This window comes from Haloarcula sp. HT12, from assembly GCF_055271655.1.
In genome coordinates this window covers 375,709-393,218 of record NZ_JBUXKW010000001.1, presented here as the reverse complement: position 1 = coordinate 393,218, position 17,510 = coordinate 375,709, and the positions used below count along the sequence as shown (strand labels likewise).

At 64.0% G+C, this 17,510-nt stretch carries 21 protein-coding genes; 11 read left to right on the top strand and 10 right to left on the bottom strand.

The features are described 5' to 3' along the window. Positions 1-19 precede the first annotated feature (19 nt). Positions 20-439: a DUF7344 domain-containing protein gene (locus ACY9XZ_RS02080; protein WP_463455425.1), complete on the top strand. Its 420-nt coding sequence runs from the start codon at positions 20-22 to the stop codon at positions 437-439. Here the strand turns inward: ACY9XZ_RS02080 and gatE are convergent. Next, positions 436-2,307 carry a Glu-tRNA(Gln) amidotransferase subunit GatE gene (gene gatE / locus ACY9XZ_RS02075; protein WP_463455424.1) on the bottom strand — a complete coding sequence of 624 codons (1,872 nt, stop codon included), beginning with the start codon at positions 2,305-2,307 and terminating at the stop codon, positions 436-438. The genes ACY9XZ_RS02080 and gatE overlap by 4 nt on opposite strands. A gap of 88 nt (positions 2,308-2,395) precedes the next feature. Here gatE and ACY9XZ_RS02070 point away from each other — a divergent pair, with 88 nt between their 5' ends. After that, positions 2,396-3,190 (top strand): DUF7537 family lipoprotein, encoded by a 795-nt coding sequence (locus ACY9XZ_RS02070; protein ID WP_463455423.1) that lies wholly within the window; start codon positions 2,396-2,398, stop codon positions 3,188-3,190. A gap of 34 nt (positions 3,191-3,224) precedes the next feature. Here the strand turns inward: ACY9XZ_RS02070 and ACY9XZ_RS02065 are convergent, their stop codons facing one another. After that, positions 3,225-3,521: a DUF5789 family protein gene (locus ACY9XZ_RS02065; RefSeq protein WP_463455422.1), complete on the bottom strand. Its 297-nt coding sequence runs from the start codon at positions 3,519-3,521 to the stop codon at positions 3,225-3,227. A gap of 159 nt (positions 3,522-3,680) precedes the next feature. Between ACY9XZ_RS02065 and ACY9XZ_RS02060 the strand changes: the two genes are divergently transcribed. Then, complete coding sequence (locus ACY9XZ_RS02060; protein WP_463455421.1) at positions 3,681-4,184, top strand: N-acetyltransferase family protein; 504 nt, start codon at positions 3,681-3,683, stop codon at positions 4,182-4,184. 198 nt (positions 4,185-4,382) lie between these two features. Here the strand turns inward: ACY9XZ_RS02060 and ACY9XZ_RS02055 are convergent, their stop codons facing one another. Next, positions 4,383-5,789 carry a class II fumarate hydratase gene (locus ACY9XZ_RS02055; protein WP_463455420.1) on the bottom strand — a complete coding sequence of 469 codons (1,407 nt, stop codon included), beginning with the start codon at positions 5,787-5,789 and terminating at the stop codon, positions 4,383-4,385. A gap of 242 nt (positions 5,790-6,031) precedes the next feature. Here ACY9XZ_RS02055 and ACY9XZ_RS02050 point away from each other — a divergent pair, with 242 nt between their 5' ends. From ACY9XZ_RS02050 to ACY9XZ_RS02035, 4 genes are read left to right on the top strand one after another with little or no spacing between them, the layout of a single operon-like run. Continuing rightward, positions 6,032-6,340: a hypothetical protein gene (locus ACY9XZ_RS02050; RefSeq protein ID WP_463455419.1), complete on the top strand. Its 309-nt coding sequence runs from the start codon at positions 6,032-6,034 to the stop codon at positions 6,338-6,340. Positions 6,341-6,347: 7 nt separating this feature from the next. Continuing rightward, complete coding sequence (locus ACY9XZ_RS02045) at positions 6,348-7,412, top strand: carbohydrate ABC transporter permease (RefSeq protein WP_463455418.1); 1,065 nt, start codon at positions 6,348-6,350, stop codon at positions 7,410-7,412. Next, the gene (locus tag ACY9XZ_RS02040; protein WP_463455417.1) at positions 7,409-8,338 is read left to right on the top strand and encodes a carbohydrate ABC transporter permease; all 930 of its coding nucleotides are present in this window, start codon (positions 7,409-7,411) and stop codon (positions 8,336-8,338) included. The genes ACY9XZ_RS02045 and ACY9XZ_RS02040 overlap by 4 nt, the downstream gene beginning before the upstream one ends. Before the next feature lie 17 nt (positions 8,339-8,355). After that, positions 8,356-9,495 carry an ABC transporter ATP-binding protein gene (locus ACY9XZ_RS02035; RefSeq protein WP_463455416.1) on the top strand — a complete coding sequence of 380 codons (1,140 nt, stop codon included), beginning with the start codon at positions 8,356-8,358 and terminating at the stop codon, positions 9,493-9,495. 60 nt (positions 9,496-9,555) lie between these two features. On the opposite strand, the gene fen is transcribed toward ACY9XZ_RS02035, so the two are convergent. Together fen and ACY9XZ_RS02025 are read right to left on the bottom strand one after the other, a co-directional pair. Beyond that, positions 9,556-10,536, bottom strand: a complete 981-nt coding sequence (gene fen / locus ACY9XZ_RS02030; protein ID WP_463455415.1) for a flap endonuclease-1 — start codon at positions 10,534-10,536, stop codon at positions 9,556-9,558. An 82-nt stretch (positions 10,537-10,618) separates the two neighbouring features. Next, positions 10,619-11,176: a GNAT family N-acetyltransferase gene (locus tag ACY9XZ_RS02025; protein WP_463455976.1), complete on the bottom strand. Its 558-nt coding sequence runs from the start codon at positions 11,174-11,176 to the stop codon at positions 10,619-10,621. Positions 11,177-11,320: 144 nt separating this feature from the next. Between ACY9XZ_RS02025 and ACY9XZ_RS02020 the strand changes: the two genes are divergently transcribed. After that, positions 11,321-11,734, top strand: a complete 414-nt coding sequence (locus tag ACY9XZ_RS02020; RefSeq protein ID WP_463455414.1) for a DUF3054 domain-containing protein — start codon at positions 11,321-11,323, stop codon at positions 11,732-11,734. A gap of 37 nt (positions 11,735-11,771) precedes the next feature. Here the strand turns inward: ACY9XZ_RS02020 and ACY9XZ_RS02015 are convergent, their stop codons facing one another. Then, positions 11,772-11,939, bottom strand: coding sequence for a DUF7331 family protein (locus ACY9XZ_RS02015; protein ID WP_463455413.1), 168 nt, complete (start codon positions 11,937-11,939; stop codon positions 11,772-11,774). Between the two features lie 478 nt (positions 11,940-12,417). Here ACY9XZ_RS02015 and ACY9XZ_RS02010 point away from each other — a divergent pair, with 478 nt between their 5' ends. Together ACY9XZ_RS02010 and ACY9XZ_RS02005 are read left to right on the top strand one after the other, a co-directional pair. Then, entirely contained in the window at positions 12,418-12,651 is a 234-nt protein-coding gene (locus ACY9XZ_RS02010; RefSeq protein WP_463455412.1) for a hypothetical protein, read from the top strand. Between the two features lie 114 nt (positions 12,652-12,765). After that, positions 12,766-13,773 carry an ornithine cyclodeaminase family protein gene (locus ACY9XZ_RS02005; RefSeq protein WP_463455411.1) on the top strand — a complete coding sequence of 336 codons (1,008 nt, stop codon included), beginning with the start codon at positions 12,766-12,768 and terminating at the stop codon, positions 13,771-13,773. An 18-nt stretch (positions 13,774-13,791) separates the two neighbouring features. On the opposite strand, the gene ACY9XZ_RS02000 is transcribed toward ACY9XZ_RS02005, so the two are convergent. The 3 genes from ACY9XZ_RS02000 to srp19 all read right to left on the bottom strand — a co-directional run bounded on the left by ACY9XZ_RS02000 (position 13,792) and on the right by srp19 (position 15,462). Beyond that, positions 13,792-14,883, bottom strand: coding sequence for a presenilin family intramembrane aspartyl protease PSH (locus ACY9XZ_RS02000; RefSeq protein ID WP_463455410.1), 1,092 nt, complete (start codon positions 14,881-14,883; stop codon positions 13,792-13,794). Between the two features lie 76 nt (positions 14,884-14,959). Next, on the bottom strand, positions 14,960-15,187 hold the full coding sequence (locus ACY9XZ_RS01995; RefSeq protein WP_463455409.1) for an H/ACA ribonucleoprotein complex subunit GAR1: 228 nt from the start codon (positions 15,185-15,187) through the stop codon (positions 14,960-14,962). Further along, positions 15,184-15,462 (bottom strand): signal recognition particle subunit SRP19, encoded by a 279-nt coding sequence (gene srp19 / locus ACY9XZ_RS01990; protein WP_463455408.1) that lies wholly within the window; start codon positions 15,460-15,462, stop codon positions 15,184-15,186. The genes ACY9XZ_RS01995 and srp19 overlap by 4 nt, the downstream gene beginning before the upstream one ends. A 124-nt stretch (positions 15,463-15,586) precedes the next feature. On the opposite strand from srp19, the gene ACY9XZ_RS01985 reads away from it, so the two are divergent. Further along, positions 15,587-16,357, top strand: coding sequence for a CAP domain-containing protein (locus ACY9XZ_RS01985; protein ID WP_463455407.1), 771 nt, complete (start codon positions 15,587-15,589; stop codon positions 16,355-16,357). Positions 16,358-16,722: 365 nt separating this feature from the next. Here ACY9XZ_RS01985 and coxB read toward each other — a convergent pair whose 3' ends face one another. After that, positions 16,723-17,478 carry a cytochrome c oxidase subunit II gene (coxB, locus tag ACY9XZ_RS01980; RefSeq protein ID WP_463455406.1) on the bottom strand — a complete coding sequence of 252 codons (756 nt, stop codon included), beginning with the start codon at positions 17,476-17,478 and terminating at the stop codon, positions 16,723-16,725. Between the last annotated feature and the right edge of the window lie 32 nt (positions 17,479-17,510).

Here is a 17,510-nt window from a genome sequence, read left to right as displayed (position 1 = left end):
AGCAACACACTGAGTAACGATGGACACGCAACAAACCGAGATACCGGACTCGCTCCCGCTGGACGACCGGCTGTCGCTCCTGTCGTCTCGCTACCGGCGGTACCTCCTGTACGGGCTCTCGCAGTACACGACGCCGGTCTCGCTCGCCGTACTCACGGACACGATAACCGAAATCGAACACGGGACTCCGGCCGAACAGTACCGCGACGAGCGGCTCAAGATCTATACAGCCCTCTACCACAACCACCTCCCGCGGCTGGTCGATGCCGGTGTCGTCGAGTACAACCAGTCGGACGACACGGTCGATATCGGGCCGAACGCACCGGCGCTCGTGCCGGTACTCGAATCGACAATCGATCACGACCTGTCCGCGAACGGTGATGGCCCGCTCTGTGACCCCGTCGATATCGACTCCTTGCACCGCGAGCGGCCCAGCTAGGCCCGCTTCTGTATCTCCGAGCGCAACACGTCGCTCACCGTATCGCCGTCGGCTTTGCCACGGAGCGCGCCCATGCACTCGCCCATCAGCGCCGAGAACGCACCCATGCCTTCCTCCGCGACCTGGTCCTCGTGGCGCTCGACGACCTCGGCGACGGCGTCCCGGACCTCCGACTCGTCGACGCCGCCCAGCCCCTCCTGCTCGACGGCTTCCTCGGCCGTCAACGACGGGTTCTCCGCGAGCGCCGTCAGGAGGTCTTCCATCCCCTCCCGAGGCACGTCCCCGCCGTCGACCAGCAGGATCGCTCCCCGTAAGTGCTCGTCGGTGAGGTTCTCGACGGGCACGTCGTCGCGGCGGAGTTCGGTTAGCGTCGACTCAAGCGTGCCGGCGGCCAGTGTCGGGTCGACGCCCTCGCCCGCCACCAGCGCCTCGAACAGCGGCCATCGCTGGCCGTAGGCGACCTGCTCGGCGAGGCCGGCGCCGAGGTCGAACTCGCTCTGGTACCGGTCGACCTTCTCGGTGAGCAACTCCGGCGTCTCGACCTCGGTTACGTCGGGTTCGACGGGGGGCACGTCCGTCTCGGGGTACATCCGCGCCGCGCCGGGGAGCGGACGGAGATATCGGGAGGTAGCGTCCTCGTTCGCATCGCGGGTCTCCTCGGGGACGCCTTCGAGCGCCGTTTCGGCCCGCTCGGCGACGGCCTCGATGGCCAGCTCAGCGGTTTCGGGATCGTCGGCGACGATGGCGACGGCGTCCTCGGGACCCGCACCGACGGCGTCCCGCAGCGCCTCGACCTCCGCCTCGGTGACGCCGTAGGCCGGGAGTTCGTCGGTGTGGAAGATACCGCCCGCGCCGTGGCGCTTGGCGTGATCTGACAGTTCCGTCCCGAGCCGGCGGTCCGGCTGAATCTCGCGGCCGACGAGGCCGTCGAAGCCGGAGAGTAGCAGTCCCTGCACGTCGCCGCCCGATGAGAGTGCGCCCTCGATGACGCCCGAATCCGTATCCTCGAACACCTCGGTCACGTCCTGTGGTTCGCCGACCGAGGCGTCACGCTCGACGAGCTCCTCGGCGATATCGAGCAGTTCGACCTGCCGCCGGACCTCGTTGCGGACGAGGTCGTCGATGTCGTCGAGGCTCTGGACGCCCTTCAGTTCGATACGCGCGCCCTCCTCGATGGAGACGTTCACGTCCTGGCGGATGGTGCCGAGGCCGCGCTTGACCTTCCCGGTCGAACGCAGCAACATGCCGATGCGCTCCGCGGCCTCGCGGGCCTGCTCGGGCGAACTGATGTCCGGCTTCGTCCCGATTTCGACCAGCGGGATGCCGAGGCGATCCAGCGAGAACCGGACGCCGTCGTCGGTCTCCTCGACGCGCTGGCAGGACTCCTCTTCCAGGAGCATGTCCTCGATACCGACTGGGCCGGCGCTCGTCTCGATGGTCCCGTCGTTGGCGACCAGCATCGAGCGCTGGAACCCCGTGGTGTTCGAGCCGTCGACGACGATCTTGCGCATGACGTTCACCTGGTCGACGACAGACATATCGAGCAGTTGTGCGATTTCAAGCGTCGTCTCCATCGCCTCGCGGTCGACGCGGTGGGGCGGTTCGTCGTCCTCCTCGACGAGACAGGTCGTGTCGTAGGCCAGGTACTCGAACTCCCGGTCGACCATGCTCTCCTCCAGTGCCGCCTCGTCGATCTCCCCGAGTTCGCTCTTGGTCGGGTGGAGATAGCGAGTAAAGGAGCGCTCGCTCTCCTCCGGTTCGCGGATCGTCGTCGGACAGTCACAGAACAGCTTCGTCGCGGTGTCGAGTTGCTGGTGGATCTCCAGGCCGGCGACGAGCCCCAGCTCCTCGTAGTCGTACTCGGTCATTGTCGAGGTGTCCGGGACCGGGGGCCAAAAAACGCACCCTTCCCGCGCTCGCCGCCGTGCTTTTGCCTGTCTCTCCCTCACTGTCGGTATGCGCTGGCTGTCGACAGCCGCGGTGATCGTCCTTCTGTCGATAGCCGGCTGTAGTGCCTTCGTCGGTGCTGACACCGCCGTCCGGGGCACCGTCACGCCGGCCCCGGTCCCGACTGCGGCGGAGTCGGACACGGTAGCCACGCCGGACCCGCCGCCCGGCGTTACCACGGAGCGCCTCGAAAACGTCGCGCTCCTGTCGGCAGCCCACCGGCAGGCGATAAACGGCACCAGCTACACGCTAAACGAACGCTACAACGAGTTCACAATCGGGAACGACACCAGTTCCGTCCGCCGCACCGAGACTGTCGCCGTCGAATCCCCGACGCGCTACCGCGACGAGATGGTCAGGCTGCGGACCGACCCGAACGGGACCATCGAGCGGTACGAACAGTCCACCTACGCCGACGGAACCAGCTGGTACGAACGCCGCGACAACGGGACCGTCGAGCGCCAGCGCGGCACGGTCCAATTTGGCGGCGACAAGTACGCCTACCGGACGCGGTTCTACCTGAACCGCTACGCCGTGGTGAACCGGAGCGCCACGACCGTCGTCACCACCAACGACAGCCGCGTTTACCGGATCCGGGGCTCCGGCGGCGAGATTCCGACGACAGAACGGCTGGAGGAGTTCCGCGTCGAACTGCTTGTCGAACCGGATGGCCTCGTCCGTCGGTTCGATGTCCGGTACCGCACCGAGGACCGTCGCGTCGAATACAGCTTCTGGTACGAGGATATCGGCGAGACGACGGCCGAGCGACCGGCGTGGCTCGACGAACCAACGCCGGAGAACTGACCGGGGCCGGCCCGCGGGCCCGCTCACCCGGCGGTTACAGGCGGTCCGTATCCGTTCGGACCTCGTCAGTCCCGGACGTGCTCCCGGCCCGGTCGTCGTAGTACTTCCGGCCGATGAAATCGTCATCGAGGTTTCCGACGAGGGAGTTGTACAGCCCCTCTGAGGACTGGTACGTCGCTTCGCTGGTTCTGTCTAACACCTCGCGCATCTCGACCGAGTCACCGTTCTGGGCGACCAGCTCAATGTCGCCGAGTTGCTGGACGACGGTAGTGTGGTCGGCGGGGAACTCACAGGCCTGATCGAACAACTGCAACGTTTCGGAGTAACGCATCTGTGTCATACATCGGGGATTCATAATTAAAAAAGATTATGAATTTGGAATGTCCAGTAGCCGGTTCCGCCGATCACACTCGGGTGTCAGGACAAGACCTGATATTTCAGCCCGCCTGCGCGGGGAAAACATATCCCAGATTGCGCCGTATGCTCACATATGTCAATCAGACCGGCAACCCCGGACGATGTGACCGCCATCAATCAGGTTGCGACGGCGGCCTGGGAGACGGATTACCCGGACATCCTCACCCGCGAAACGGCCGAAGACGGCGTTCGCGACTGGTACGCGCCCGAGCAGATCGAGTCGGAGCTGGTCGAATCCCAGACGCTCCTGTTCGTCGCCGAGCGCGAGCAGGGCGTCGTCGGGTTCGCTCACGCGACGTGGCACGAAACCGACCGCGAGGGGTACATTCTCCGACTGTACGTCCATCCCGACCACAGGCGCGAGGGCATCGGCCGATCCCTGTTAGAACGGACCTGCGAGGAGCTATTCGAGCACGATACCGACCGGATCAACGCGATGGTTCTTTCGGCGAACGAACCGGGCGGCGAGTTCTACCAGCGGTTCGGGTTCGAGTTCGCCGACGAGAGCGAAACCGAGATCGGCGGCGAGCGCTACCCTGAGAGCCGGTATGTTCTCGCCGACGCGTCTCGGGTCTGAGAGCGGGGCGACTGTCAGAATCGCTGCCGCGCTCGGGCGGGACTCTCGCGTGACGGTCGCCCCCCTCACTGCTCATGGGTCACTTCGTTCCCCGCTCGCAATTTCGAGGAAGCGACCGGAGGGAGCTTCCTCGCTACTCGCGGGTCGTGCCTCCCCGCTCGCATCGCCGAGGGCCACTCACTCCGTTCGCGCCCCTCGCTACTCCTCACCCAAAATCCCGCGCTCGGTCATCTTCGCGGGGTCGAGCACGTCGTCGACCTCGTCCTCGTCGAGATACCCCTCTTCGAGGACGACTTCGCGGATGGTCTTCTCCTCGGCGAGGGCTTTCTTTGCGACCTTGCTCGCCTTGTCGTAGCCGATGGCGGGGTTGAGCGCCGTCGCCAGCGCCATGCTCTGCTCGACGCGCTCGGCGCAGTGCTCGGCGTCGGCTTCGAGTTTGGCGACGAACTTCTCGCCGAACACTTCGCTGCTGTTTGCGATGAGCTTGGCCGACTGCAGGAAGTTCGAGGCCAGTACGGGCTTGTAGAGGTTCAGGTCGATCTGGCCCTCCGCCGCGCCGGCTGAGACGGCGGCGTCGTTGCCGACGACCTGCTTGTGGACCTGATTGACCGCCTCGGCGACGACGGGGTTGATCTTCCCGGGCATGATCGAGGAGCCGGGCTGGTTCTCCGGCTGGTCGATCTCGCCGAGCCCGTTTCGGGGGCCGGAGGCGAGCAGGCGGAGGTCGTTCGCGATCTTGTTCAGCGAGCCGGCGACCGTCCGGAGCGCGCCGTGGGCCTCGGACATCGCGTCGTGGGCGGCCTGGGCCTCGAAGTGGTTGTCGGCCTCGCGGAAGTTGAGGTCGGTTTCCTCGCTGATGTACTCCGCGGCTTTTTCCGGGAAGTCGGGATGGGTGTTGAGTCCGGTCCCGACCGCAGTTCCGCCGAGCGCGAGTTCGGCCAGGCGGCCGTGGGTGTCCTGCACGCGGGAGATGCCCTTCTCGATCTGCGTGCGGTAGCCCGAGAACTCCTGGCCCAGCGTCACCGGGGTCGCGTCCTGGAGGTGGGTTCGGCCGGTCTTGACGACGTTCTCGAACTCCTCTTCCTTGGCTTTGAGTTCGTCGCGCAACGTCTTCAGGCCGGGAATCACGTCCTTCTCGACGGCCTCAAGCGAGGCGACGTGCATCGCCGTCGGGATCACGTCGTTGCTGGACTGGCCGAAGTTGACGTGGTCGTTCGGGTGGATCTCGCGGGTCCCGATTTCGCCACCGTACAGTTCGGTGGCGCGGTTCGAGATGACCTCGTTTGCGTTCATGTTCGAGGACGTGCCCGACCCGGTCTGGAACACGTCGACGGGGAACTGGTCGTCGTGCTCGCCGGCGATGACCTCGTCGGCGGCCTCGACGATACAGTCCGCCTTGTCTTCGGGAATCGTTCCGAGGTCGCGGTTGGCCTGCGCGGCCGCCTTCTTGACGACGCCGAGCGCTCGGATGAACCGCCGCCCGAAGGTCACGTCGCTGATCGGGAAGTTCTCGACGGCTCGCTGCGTCTGGGCCCCCCAGTACGCGTCGGCTGGCACCTGCATCTCACCGAGACTGTCCTGCTCTGTCCGGTACTCGTCGGTCATACGTCCGGGGGGTGGTCCGCCCGGTCGTAAAACCCACCGGTACGAGTCGGGACACCACTCGGCACAGCCCCGCAGTTGCCGGGCCAGTTGCCACTGAACACCACGGTCGCGAAACGGAGACCGGGGTTTCAGAACCCGTGACCTGGATAAACGTGTATTATCATTCGGAAATATTAAGTAGAATCTCTCTCCACTTACCATGAGTTCGACGCCACAGAGACGTTCATGACTGATGCCCCACAATGCCCCGCGACGGCGGTGTGTTGCTGTCGTCGTCGGCTCCTGGGGCCCGATGGGACACCGACGGACGTGACACATCGCGAACGCTCGCAGCCGGTGTACCCGCCGCGTTGCAACCGCTCGCCCGCTCGGCACGACGACGGGATGGCACACCCGTCATTCGGCGCGACCACGCCGCCCGCCAGCCTGTGTTGGTGCGACAGGCTCGGTCCGGGCGCGTGACTGACGCGCGTGCCGGCCGGCGAGTCAGTGTGACTGACGACACATCCGTCGGGACGATGGACGGCGAACTCACGTCGGCGAACGACTGACACAACCATGCGCGAGATACTCAGCAGACTCCTCGCCACCGGGGGTAGACTCCGGTCGGCGGTATCGAGAGACGAATCGGACGGAGACCAACTGGCAACAGACGGGGGGGCGACGGTGAAGACGACCCGGGGCGACTCGCTCCGGAACTCGCTGCCGGTCGAGTGGGAACTCATCGAATCCGCCCCGTTCTGGCTCCCGCCAGTCCTCTTTGCGGGCTTTTTCGTCTACGGCGCTATCGCCTGGAACTTCCTCCTGTCGCTGACCGATTACAACGGGCTGGGCGGTGCACAGTACGAGACGTTCGACTTCAGCATGTACACCCGCATGCTGAACGACGGGGCGTTCTGGCAGGCGGCACAGAACACGGTGGTGTTACTGGTCGTGTTCACCGTTCTCTGTCTGGCGCTCGGTCTGTTCGTGGCAATCCTCATCGACCAGCAGATACGCTTCGAAAACACGTTCCGGACGATATACCTGCTCCCGATGAGCCTCTCGTTCGTCGTCACGGCGACGATGTGGGCGTGGGTGTACAACGCACGCAACGGCGTGCTCAATCAGCTCCTCCGAGGGTTTGGCCTCGAAGGGGCCATCGTGGGGTTACTTCGCCCCGCCGGGGTCAACGCCGAAGTCATTCAGTGGCTCTCCTGGAACACGACCGCGCTGGCGGCGGTCATCTTCGCGCTCATCTGGCAGTTCAGCGGTTACGCGATGGTCGTCTTCCTCGCCGGCCTCCGGGCGATCCCGACCGACCACTACGAGGCGGCACGGGTCGACGGCGCGTCGACAGTTCGCATGTACGCGCGGGTCATCATCCCGCAACTACGGGCCTCCGCGGTGTCGGCGTCGGTGGTGCTGATGGTGTTTGCGCTGAAAGCGTTCGACTTCATCTACGCGCTCCGTGGCTCACAGCCGGGGGCGAACATGGACATTCTGGCGACGATGATGTATCGGGTCGCGTTCGACAGCCTCCAGTGGGCGTACGGGTCGGCCGTCGCCATCGTGCTGTTTGCCCTCGCGCTGCTGGTCATCGGACCGTACCTCTACAGCGAATACCGACGGGGTGAACTATGAGTATCAGAGACGGCGGTTTCATCGACGAACTCCGCAGTACAGAGAACAGCCGCATCGGCCTGTACGCCATGCTGCTGGCCGGCATCGTCTTCTACCTCTTCCCGGTGGAGACAGCCGTGATGACGATGTTCAAGACCGAAAGCGCGTTCGCACAGACGCTCCCGTTCGCGCCGCCGGGCGCTGACGGCTTCACGCTCGACGCGCTCGCCACCGCCTGGAACACGCTCCGGCCGGGCCTGCTGAACTCGCTGCTGATGGCGATTCCGGCGACGGTCATGTCGGCGCTGCTCGGCAGTCTGACCGCGTACGGATTGACGACGATTAGCTGGCGCGGCCAGGTCGGCGTGGTCGTGCTCATCATCGCGGGCATCTTCATCCCCTACCAGGCCGTGCTGGTCCCGCTGGCACAGTTCTGGTTCCGGGTGTTCCCGGGATTGATTGAGGGATTCATCAACACTATCTTCGGATTCATTACGGGCGGCACCTGGGACTACCCAAGCCGCAACGGCTACGTGCAGTTGCTGCAGCTATCGGTGACCCACGCGGCCTACGGGATCCCGATCTGTACGCTGCTGTTCCGGTCGTACTATCAGAGCATCTCCGACGAGATGATCGAGGCCGCTCGCCTCGACGGCGCGAGCGCGTTCAGCATCTACCGCAACATCATCCTCCCGCTATCGCTGCCGATGTTCGCGGTGACGCTCATCTACCAGTTCACGCAGGTGTACAACGACCTGCTGTTCGCGCTGGTGCTCATCAACGAGCCGGCCTCGCAGGTGGCGACCCAGCGCCTCGCGGCGCTCACTGGCGGGGTCGTCCAGTCGTTCAACACCACGATGGCAGGAGCCATCGTCGCAGCACTGCCGACGCTGCTCGTCTACATCGTGTTCGGCGAACAGTTCGCGAAAGGCGTCGCTGGAGAGTAATCACGGAGGGATTCACAATGGCACAACTCACTCTGGACGAGGTAACGAAGACGTTCCAAGACGACGACGGCGAAATCATCGCTGTAGATCAGGTTTCAATCGACATCGAGGACGGCGAGTTCCTCTGTGTCGTCGGTCCATCGGGCTGTGGGAAATCGACGACGCTGCGAATGATCGCCGGACTCGAAGACATCACGCGCGGCGAGATCCGGCTGGACGGCCAGATCATCAATGACCAGCCGCCGGCCCGCCGGAACGTGGCGATGGTGTTCCAGTCCTACGCCCTGTACCCCCACATGACCGTGCGGGAGAACATGGCCTTCGGGCTTGAGGAGTCGACCGACATGCCCGACGACGAGATCAACGAGCGCGTCGAGAAGGCGTGCAAGGACATGGGCATCTTCGAACTCATCGACCGCAAGCCCGGCGAACTCTCCGGCGGCCAGCAACAGCGTGTGGCGCTGGGGCGCGCTATCGTCCGGGACCCCGAAGTGTTCCTGATGGACGAGCCGCTGGCGAACCTGGATGCGAAGCTCAAAGCCGAGATGCGGACCGAGCTCCAGGAGCTCCAGCAGGACCTCGACGTCACCACCGTCTACGTCACCCACGACCAGACGGAGGCGATGACCATGTCCGACCGCATCGCCATCCTCAACGACGGCGTCCTCCAGCAGTGTGCGACCCCGCTTGAGTGTTACCACGAGCCGAACAACCTCTTCGTCGCCGGCTTCATCGGCGAGCCGTCGATGAACTTCTTCCCGATGACCCTGGAGGGGTCGACGCTTCGCGGCGAGTGGTTCGAGTACGAGCTCAGCGACGAAACGGTCGCCGCCGTCGAGGGGACGACCGACATCACGCTGGGCATCAGGCCCGAAGACATCGAGTTCGTCCAGACCGGCGACGGTCCGAACGTGTTCGATTCGACGGTCCACGTCGTCGAGCCACGTGGGAACGAGAACACGGCCCACCTACAGTTCGACGAATCGATGGACGACCAGTTCATCGCCACGGTCGGCGGCATGAAACGACTGGACGCCGGCCAGCGCGTCAAAGTTCGCATCCCGGAAAACGCAATTCACCTCTTCGATACGGAGAGCGGCCAGGCCATCCGGAACCGCACGCTCGACGAGATCGAAACGGTCGAATCGGTCGTCTGAGCTGAGACCGTCTGTAGTCGTTTTTTTATTGTGCCGCTGGTCAGTCGTGAGTTTTCGCCGTCACGCCCAGCGGTCAAGCCCGGTCTGGACGACAGATTCGTCGATGCGCTCGAACCCACGAGCGACTTCGTCGGCGTCGACCTCCCACTGCTCGGTGACGAACGCGCGGGCGGCGTCGATGTCCGGGTCGATGCTGTCCGGGATCTCGTAGTCGTCGGTGACTGCGGGGTCGAGAAACATGTCTCGGATACGGTCGGCGTGGTCGATGTGTTCGTCGCGAGCCTCCAGCACTGCGTAGAGGTCGCCGTGTTCGTGGAGTTCCTTGACGGCGGTCTTGGGGCCGATGCCGGAAATACCCTCGTTGAAGTCCGTTCCCATCAGGATGGCGGCGTCGACCAGTTGCTCCCAGGTAAGATCGTGCTGGGAAAGCGTGGCCTCGAAGTCCATCAACTCGGGGTCGCCCTTCGAGGTTATCTGGCGGAGCGTCATGGGCGCACCGAACAGCAGCGCGTCGTAGTCCTCGGTTCCGACGTAGTCCACGTCGCCCCGACGGGCCATCACCGATGCCTGGCCCTCTCCCTCTGCCGGTGCGTCGACGATAGGGACGTCGAGTAGTTCAAGCAGGTCCCTCGTCGTGTCGACGATGGTCTCGGTTAGCCGCTGGGTCCGGGAGTCGAGCCTGGCGACGCGGGTCGCGTCACCCGCTTCGCGGGCCGCCTCCAGTTCGGATTCGTACTTCTCGCGTTGCTCGCGGCGTTTCTCGACCTCGTCGTCCTTGAGGTCGGTGACCGCACCGTCGAAGACGAACACCGGCGTCATGTCGTGCTCGAAGAACTTCGGCAAGCCCTGGACGACGCCGATGAGGTTCGCCACCTCCTCGCCGTCGCTGGTGGTGTATTTCGACTCGCTGGTGAACTTCACCGTCGTCGTCAGATAGCGATAGAGCCAGTTGTGGGCGTCCACGGCGACGACACTCCCGCCGAGGTCGTCGAACGACACGTCCGAAAGCGCCGCGAGCGACCGTAAATCAGCGTTTCCCATTGGCAGGTCTTCGGCCGACAGCCGTTTGAATCTCTCGGAGATGGCACGGGATTCCGGCAGGGTAGTCGACTTCTCAGCCCGATCAGCCTGATGAGGCTGTCCGCCCGGACGGCTGCTCGGCCCAGTCGCCGAGGACCGACGGCGGATCGGCGTCAGCCTTCGCGTCGAGGAACGACTCCTCTTCGGGTGAGAGGTCCCGCTCCCGGAACAGGTCCAGTCCGGCCTGATACCGGTCGGTACTACGGTCGCCCGGCCAGACGAGGTCGAGTTCGGCCATTCCCGACTCCGCGCCGCTGAAACAGAACCCCGCCCGGTAGGCGGCCTGGTAGGAAAAGGGGTTGTTGACGCCGATGGAGACCCGTTCGAAGCCCCGCTCCGTGGCCCGCTCCCGGACGAACCGGAGGAGGCGGGAACCGAGCCGGTCGCCCTGGCGGTCCTGCCGGACCGTGATATACCGGACACAGAGGGTGTCGGGGTCCGTCCGGTCGGCGTCGAACGCCGCCGCGGCCACGACGCTGTCGTCCCCGACGACAGCCTTCCCTGTCGAGGTCATCACGAACTTGCCCGCGTACGCGAACTGCTCGTGATCCAGCCGGAGCCGGTGGCCGTCCTCGGGCCAGCCGAGCAGCGTGAACTCCATACCCGAACGGAACGGGCCGCCCCCTGTAATCAGTGATGGTCCGTACTCCATCGCCAGCGTGTCAGTTGCCGGGCTGGGACCCATCCGATGACTCGACGTCGTCGAATCCGGGAGAGCGAAGTGCCCGGAGCCGGAACTCCCTGTATGAGCGTCTCGACGGTGGGGAACGGTCGTATCGAACTGTCCGCCCGGACGGCGATGGTCGCCCTCGGTGACCTGCTGGCGATTGCTTTGTTCGTCGGTATCGGCGAACTGACTCACGGCATCAATCCGGTACTCAATCCGGCTCGGTTCGCTGGGACGCTGACGCCGTTTTATATCGGCTGGCTCCTCGTCGCGGGAATCGGCGGCCTGTACACTGCCGCTGCAACCGGGACGGCTCGAGCGGCAGTCAGCCGCGCTATCGTAGGCTGGGTACTGGCTGTCGGGATTGCCCAGGGACTCCGGTCGACGGAGATGTTCCCCGGTAACGCGGCAGTGACGTTCGCGCTCGTCTCCGTGCTCGTCGGGGGGACGCTGCTGATGCTCTGGCGCGGTGCAGTCGCAATCGCAAAATAGGGCGGCCTGTAGCTGGGGGTACAGTATCGGTGACGGACTATCGCAGATCGGCGACTTCAAGCGACTTCGTCGACTGGATCCACGCCTGGTGGTTCTCCCGGTCGTAGATTACGAACTCCTCGTCGCCGATGTTCAGCTCGGCGTATCGTCGTTCTTGGTCGTCGGTCGCGGCGTCCGTCGTGTTGTCCGTTGCGTTCGTGCTCATTGTCTCGTTTGGTAGTCGGCGTTACCGTCTTTCTCCGACTCAACGTATCCCGGCGTACCTAATAAGCACACTGACCCAGTTATCACCGGAAAAAATGGGCTGCATGACCACTCCACGTCTTCGATAATCTAGTTCTCAAATTCTGAAAATACGGGGTAGACGATTGGTACAGCGAGAACTCACTCGCCGGTGTCGAAGTCATCGTTTACCGAACAGTAGCCACTGTGTACCGTCATCCGTGCCGAGTTTTATCCACGGAATGTGTCTGCGGGCCAGCTCCAACGGGCCGATACCGTCCTTATATTGTGAACGGTAACCAAGAATCGTAGTATATTAATCTTTTCCCCGTATCCAACCCATAACTTATGGAGATACTACTCAACGGGTACGAAGTAAATTTGCAGGGGCCATTGAGTGTATTATCCCGTGTTTTAGGGAAACATTAATATACTACACTCTCATACTATAATTCATACTTATGACGGGCTACTACGACATCATTCTCGGACTCATTCCGCTCGCCATGGCCGGCATCACCGCCACTCTGTTCGTTACCGGCTTCGCACTGACGACGGCGATCCCGATGGCTTCGGTCGTGACTGTCGGTCTCATCGGCCACGCGATGTTCGTCCGTGCCCCCGTCGACCCGGTTCCGAACGACACGCCGGCCCAGCAGAGCGCGCAGTCGGACCCGCTCCAGACAGCGGACTAGGCGCTGTCACCCGTCTTCTTTCCTGTACTTCTCGGATAGCCGATGACCCCGTGCGTGTCGAACGCGTCCACTATCGCCGGACAGTATAAGGGCCGGTCGGTCGAACGTCGGGGTATGCCAACGGATGCGACAGCGCTGTTCTTACAGAGTGACGAGGTCGCCGACCTCGCTGATCCCGCCGAGTACGTCGACGCCGTCCGGAAGGGGTACCGCCAGCGGGGCGAGGGCGCGCCGGCGACCCCCAGAACCACGCTGTTCTCGGACGAGCCCGCGGGAATGTTGACCGGCTATCTCGCGATTCTCCCCGACACCGGCGCGATGGGCGGGTACACATACGCGGCCGGCTTCAGCGGCCGAGACGCCCATTTCACGCTCCCAATCTTCGACGCCGACAGCGGCGACCCGCTCGCCGTCCTCGACGGCGCGAGCATGAACCCCCACAAGACCGGTGCTGCGGGAGCCGTCGGCGTCGACGCGCTCGCACGGCGCGACGCCAGCGACCTCGCGGTCATCGGCAGCGGCGCGCAGGCCCGCGGCCAGGTCCGAGCGACCGCAACCGTCCGCGATTTCGACCGCATCGAGGTGTACTCCCCGACGGCAGGCCACCGTGAGTCCTTCGCCGCGGAGATGAACGACGCCCTGGACCCGACAGTGGCGGCCGTCGCCTCCCCCGCCGCCGCCATCGAGGGTGCCGATGTCGTCATCACGGCGACGAACGCAAGTGAGCCGGTGTTCGACGGCGACCTCCTCGAACCGGGCACCCACGTGACTGCGATGGGCCAGTACCACCCCGAAAAGAACGAACTGGACGCGACGACAATCGAGCGCGCCACGTACGTCCCGGACCTGCGAGAGCGGGTGACACAGGACGCCGGTTCGTTCATCAACGCCCTCGATGCGGGCGTCATTGACGAGGACCACGTCCACGCCGAACTGGGCGATATCGTCGCCGGCAACGCGCCCGGTCGGCAGTCACCCGAGGAGATCACCGTGTTCGATTCGGGCGGGACAGCTATCGAAACCGTCGCTGCGGGCTATATGCTGTACGAGCGGGCGAAGGCCGAGGGCCGCGGCGAGGAAATCGATTTCGCGCCCGCGAGCAAAGCCCTGACCGGACGGTAGCAGTTACAGGATCGGCAATTAGAGGTACGGACCGAGACCGAGCGCATCGACCAGACTGATGCCCGCGGCGAGCGCGCCGACGATGTAGCCGGCGATAGTCCCGCCGTTCAGGAGCGGCAGGCCCGCGTGTGCGCGCCCCTTCAGAACCATCCAGAGCAGTATCGTCAACCCGACGTAGGAGCCGATCATCGCAGTCAGGGCCGGCAGCGGGACGCCGAACACCGACAGCACGTCCGACGAGGCGAAGAAGGCGGCGCTGGCGACGAGTATCGACGGGATGATGGCGTCACCGAGGCCGATAAACAGCGCGTCGCGCTCCAGCGGGTCGGCGTGACCGTCGTCGCCCGCCTCGTCGCCCGCCTCGTCGTTTGCCGTTTCCGAATCGGTTGTTGCGTCTGCCGGCTGGCTCCCGTCGGTGACTGCCGGGCCACCGGCGTCGGATTCGGGGTCGTCCGCCGTCGACTCGTCGCTTTCTTCGGCCTCCGCCTCCGGATCCGGCGTCGTCGCGTCGAGATACGAGTACGACAGCGTCATCGGGATCACGAGGACGACAGGGACCTTGAGGTCCATCACGCCGGAGGCCAGCGTGAGCATGTGTTCGGTCCCGTAGACGCTGATCGCATCGTACACCGCGAGCACGGTCAGTAGGACGAGCGATGGCAGAATCCCGAAGCTGATACCGAACAGGCCGGCGGCGGCGGCTCCCATCACCGCACCGGCACCGTCGATGACGTACCACTCGGGATAGACCAGCAGCGCCGTCCCCAGCCCCAGCGCTAACAGGACGGCGACGACATTGAGGCCGGCGTACGTGAGCACCGGGGGAATCAGGACCTGAAACACGTACAGGGAGAGCCAGGCCGCCGAAAAGACGATCAGCCCGCGGATGAGCTGGTCAACGTCGTAGCGGAAGGCGAGCAACATGACGGCAGTCGCGACGAGAATCGCCCCGACGTACATGAGGCTGTTCGTCGGGTCAGAGGGGTCTTCGACGGCCTGGTAGCCAGCCGACTCGAAGGGCTGGACCAGCGCCAGCGCGCCGAGTTGGACGAACAGGAAGATACCAGCGATAAGGCCACAGCCGCCGAGGATTCGCCACCGTCGCTCCATGCACACACGTCCTGCAGGAACCCGTTTGAGCGTTACGAAGCAGGTGTCGACGGGCGTCGACGGTTCAGGGCGTCAGTCACCGCGCGTACAGGACCTTGCCGACCAGCGCCGGGAGGTGCACACCGTCGTTCGGGGACACGGCGAGATACGGGCGCTCGACCGGCCCGAACACGTCGACGACCGAACCAACGGTCTGGAGTTCCTCGTCGACTACGGTGGTTCCTACGGACGCGTACTCCTCGTCGGGTGCCCGGACGACGGCCATCCCCTGGGCGACCCGAGAGACAGTGCCGATGCGTTTCATTCACGTAGCGCCTGCATGTAGGCCGCCACGGCCCCGAGCAGGTCGCTTTTGGTCGCGTCGTCCGCGTCCTTGACAACGACCCGCCCACGCGCTTCGTACTCACGCGGATACGTCTTGTCCCGTTCGATAACAGCGTCGTAACCCACCTGCTGGACGGCCTTGGCGATCTCGTCGACAGTCGGGTCTTCGACGGCCAGATCCAGTGACACGCGACGCCCGTCGCTGCGCGAACGGTTGGCGTCGAGGGCCACCGGCCAGATAACGTTCTCGACCATACTGGGAGTGGCCGCCCGTGGCATATATGGGTTATCGTCACCGCCGACGAAGGACGAAGTGAAAACCAGTTGAAGTATATGAAGAATCAAACTTACATACCTCTGTAATCTACCCGTGACAAGTATGGTAAAGAAAGGGCTACTCGCTATCGCTGCCGTGGTACTTCTGGTGGTTCTGGGGACGGGAGTTCTTGTCGGAGCGCAGTTCGCGGGCGGGACAGCGGAGACGCCGACACAGACAGCTGATTCACAGAGCGACAACGGCGGCGGTAGTGCAACGGCGACGGCGACGGCGACAGCGGGCAACAGCACTACGCCGACGCCGGAGGCGAACGGGACGGCAACGCCGACCGAGACGGCGACCCCGCAACAGGAGTCGATCCCGACCCGGGAGTTCAACGAACAGAACGTCTCGAACTACGTCCGGCAGTTCCTCAACGAGGAACGCGAGGCCGCAGGCGTCCCGCCGTTCGAGTCGGGACTCCAGACCGAGGCGGACCTCAACGAGATGGCGAAGAACCACAGCGAGCAGATGGCTATCGAAGGGAAGGCGATCCACAAGATCGATGGCGTCTCCAGCAAGGACCGCTATGAGAACAGCGGCCTCTACGACCGGTGTACGTTCAAATCCTCGGAGGGAGATTACATCGAGCAGCCCGACCGGAACCGGTTCGAGGCAGTCGAGAAGACCGTTGCCGGCCAACGTTACGAGGAGGGCGGCGAGGAGCAGTTCCACGCCACCGACAAGGAAGTCGCACGGAAGATCGTCGACGACTGGATGGCGTGGCCGGATTATCAGGAGCGGCTCACGCTCCGCAACGCTAACATCGTCGGTATCGGCGTGGAGATAACCGACACCGGCAACGTGTACGTGACCGCCAACATCTGTGGATAACGGTTTCTCGGTCCACCGCAACGGCTGGTTTGCTTTTCGAGCGCCGTTTCGCTCCGCTGGGATCTTTCCCATCCGGTAGCCACCTGCGCACCTCTCGGAGCCAACCTTGCTCGTCGCTACCCGCACTGTGGTGTGACCCGCTTAGCTCCCGCTCACAGACTCCCTGACCTGCTGTCGATAGCGTCCAGTGGTACTCTGAGACGAACTGAGAACGTGACGGACTCCGGCTTGCGAGCCGAGCATAGCCTCTCACAGACTGTCCGACTGGCTACTATCGGTGAGTGAAAAGCGAGAAATGAAACCGTAGTCACCGGTATCACGACGCCAATCGCCAGCCGTAGAAAAATGACGGGTCGGTGTCCGCGCTACTCGTCGCTGCCGTCATCGCCGCTTCGCTGCTCTGCCAGCCAGTCCTCGTACTCGTCTTGGGGGACGACTTCGACGGTCCCGAGCATCTGGGAGTGACCCGAGCCACAGTACTCGGCACAGTAGAGCTGATAGGTGCCGGTGTTGTGCACGTTGGTCTGGATCTCGTTGTACTGACCGGGGAACGCGTCGGATTTCAGCCCGAGCCCCGGAACGTGGAACGCGTGGAGCCAGTCAACCGACGTGACGCGTATCGACACATCCTGGTTCGCCGGGATCTTCATATTCGTCGTGGTCGATACCTCCGCTTCGCCGTCCCAGCTCGATCCGTTGTAGTAGAACGTCCAGCCGTATCGCTGGGCCTCGGCGACGACGTGTTCAGTCTCTTCTGCCTGCTGTGCAGCCTGGTCACTGGCTTCGGCGGTGACGTACGGGCTCGCCATCACCTGGTAGGAGGCGACGCCGACGAACAGGAGAATGATCGCCGTCGCGATGGTCCAGGTGACTTCGAGTCGGCGGTTCTCCTGCGTGGGAAGCGCTTCTTCCTGATTACGGAACCGCCAGACGGTGTAGATCAGAATCCCTTCGACGAGAACCGTAATCGGGATCGCGACGTACAGGAGGTTCATGTTCAGCCCCCAGATGAGGCTCTCCGTCGTCGAGTCCTGAATCTGTGCGGCGGCGGCCGGCTCGGCGGCGAGCGCGAGCAACGCGGCACCGAACAGAGCGACCAGACCGGCACGTTTCCGGGTCATGGGTGCGGGTTAGGATTTCGGGGATAAATAAC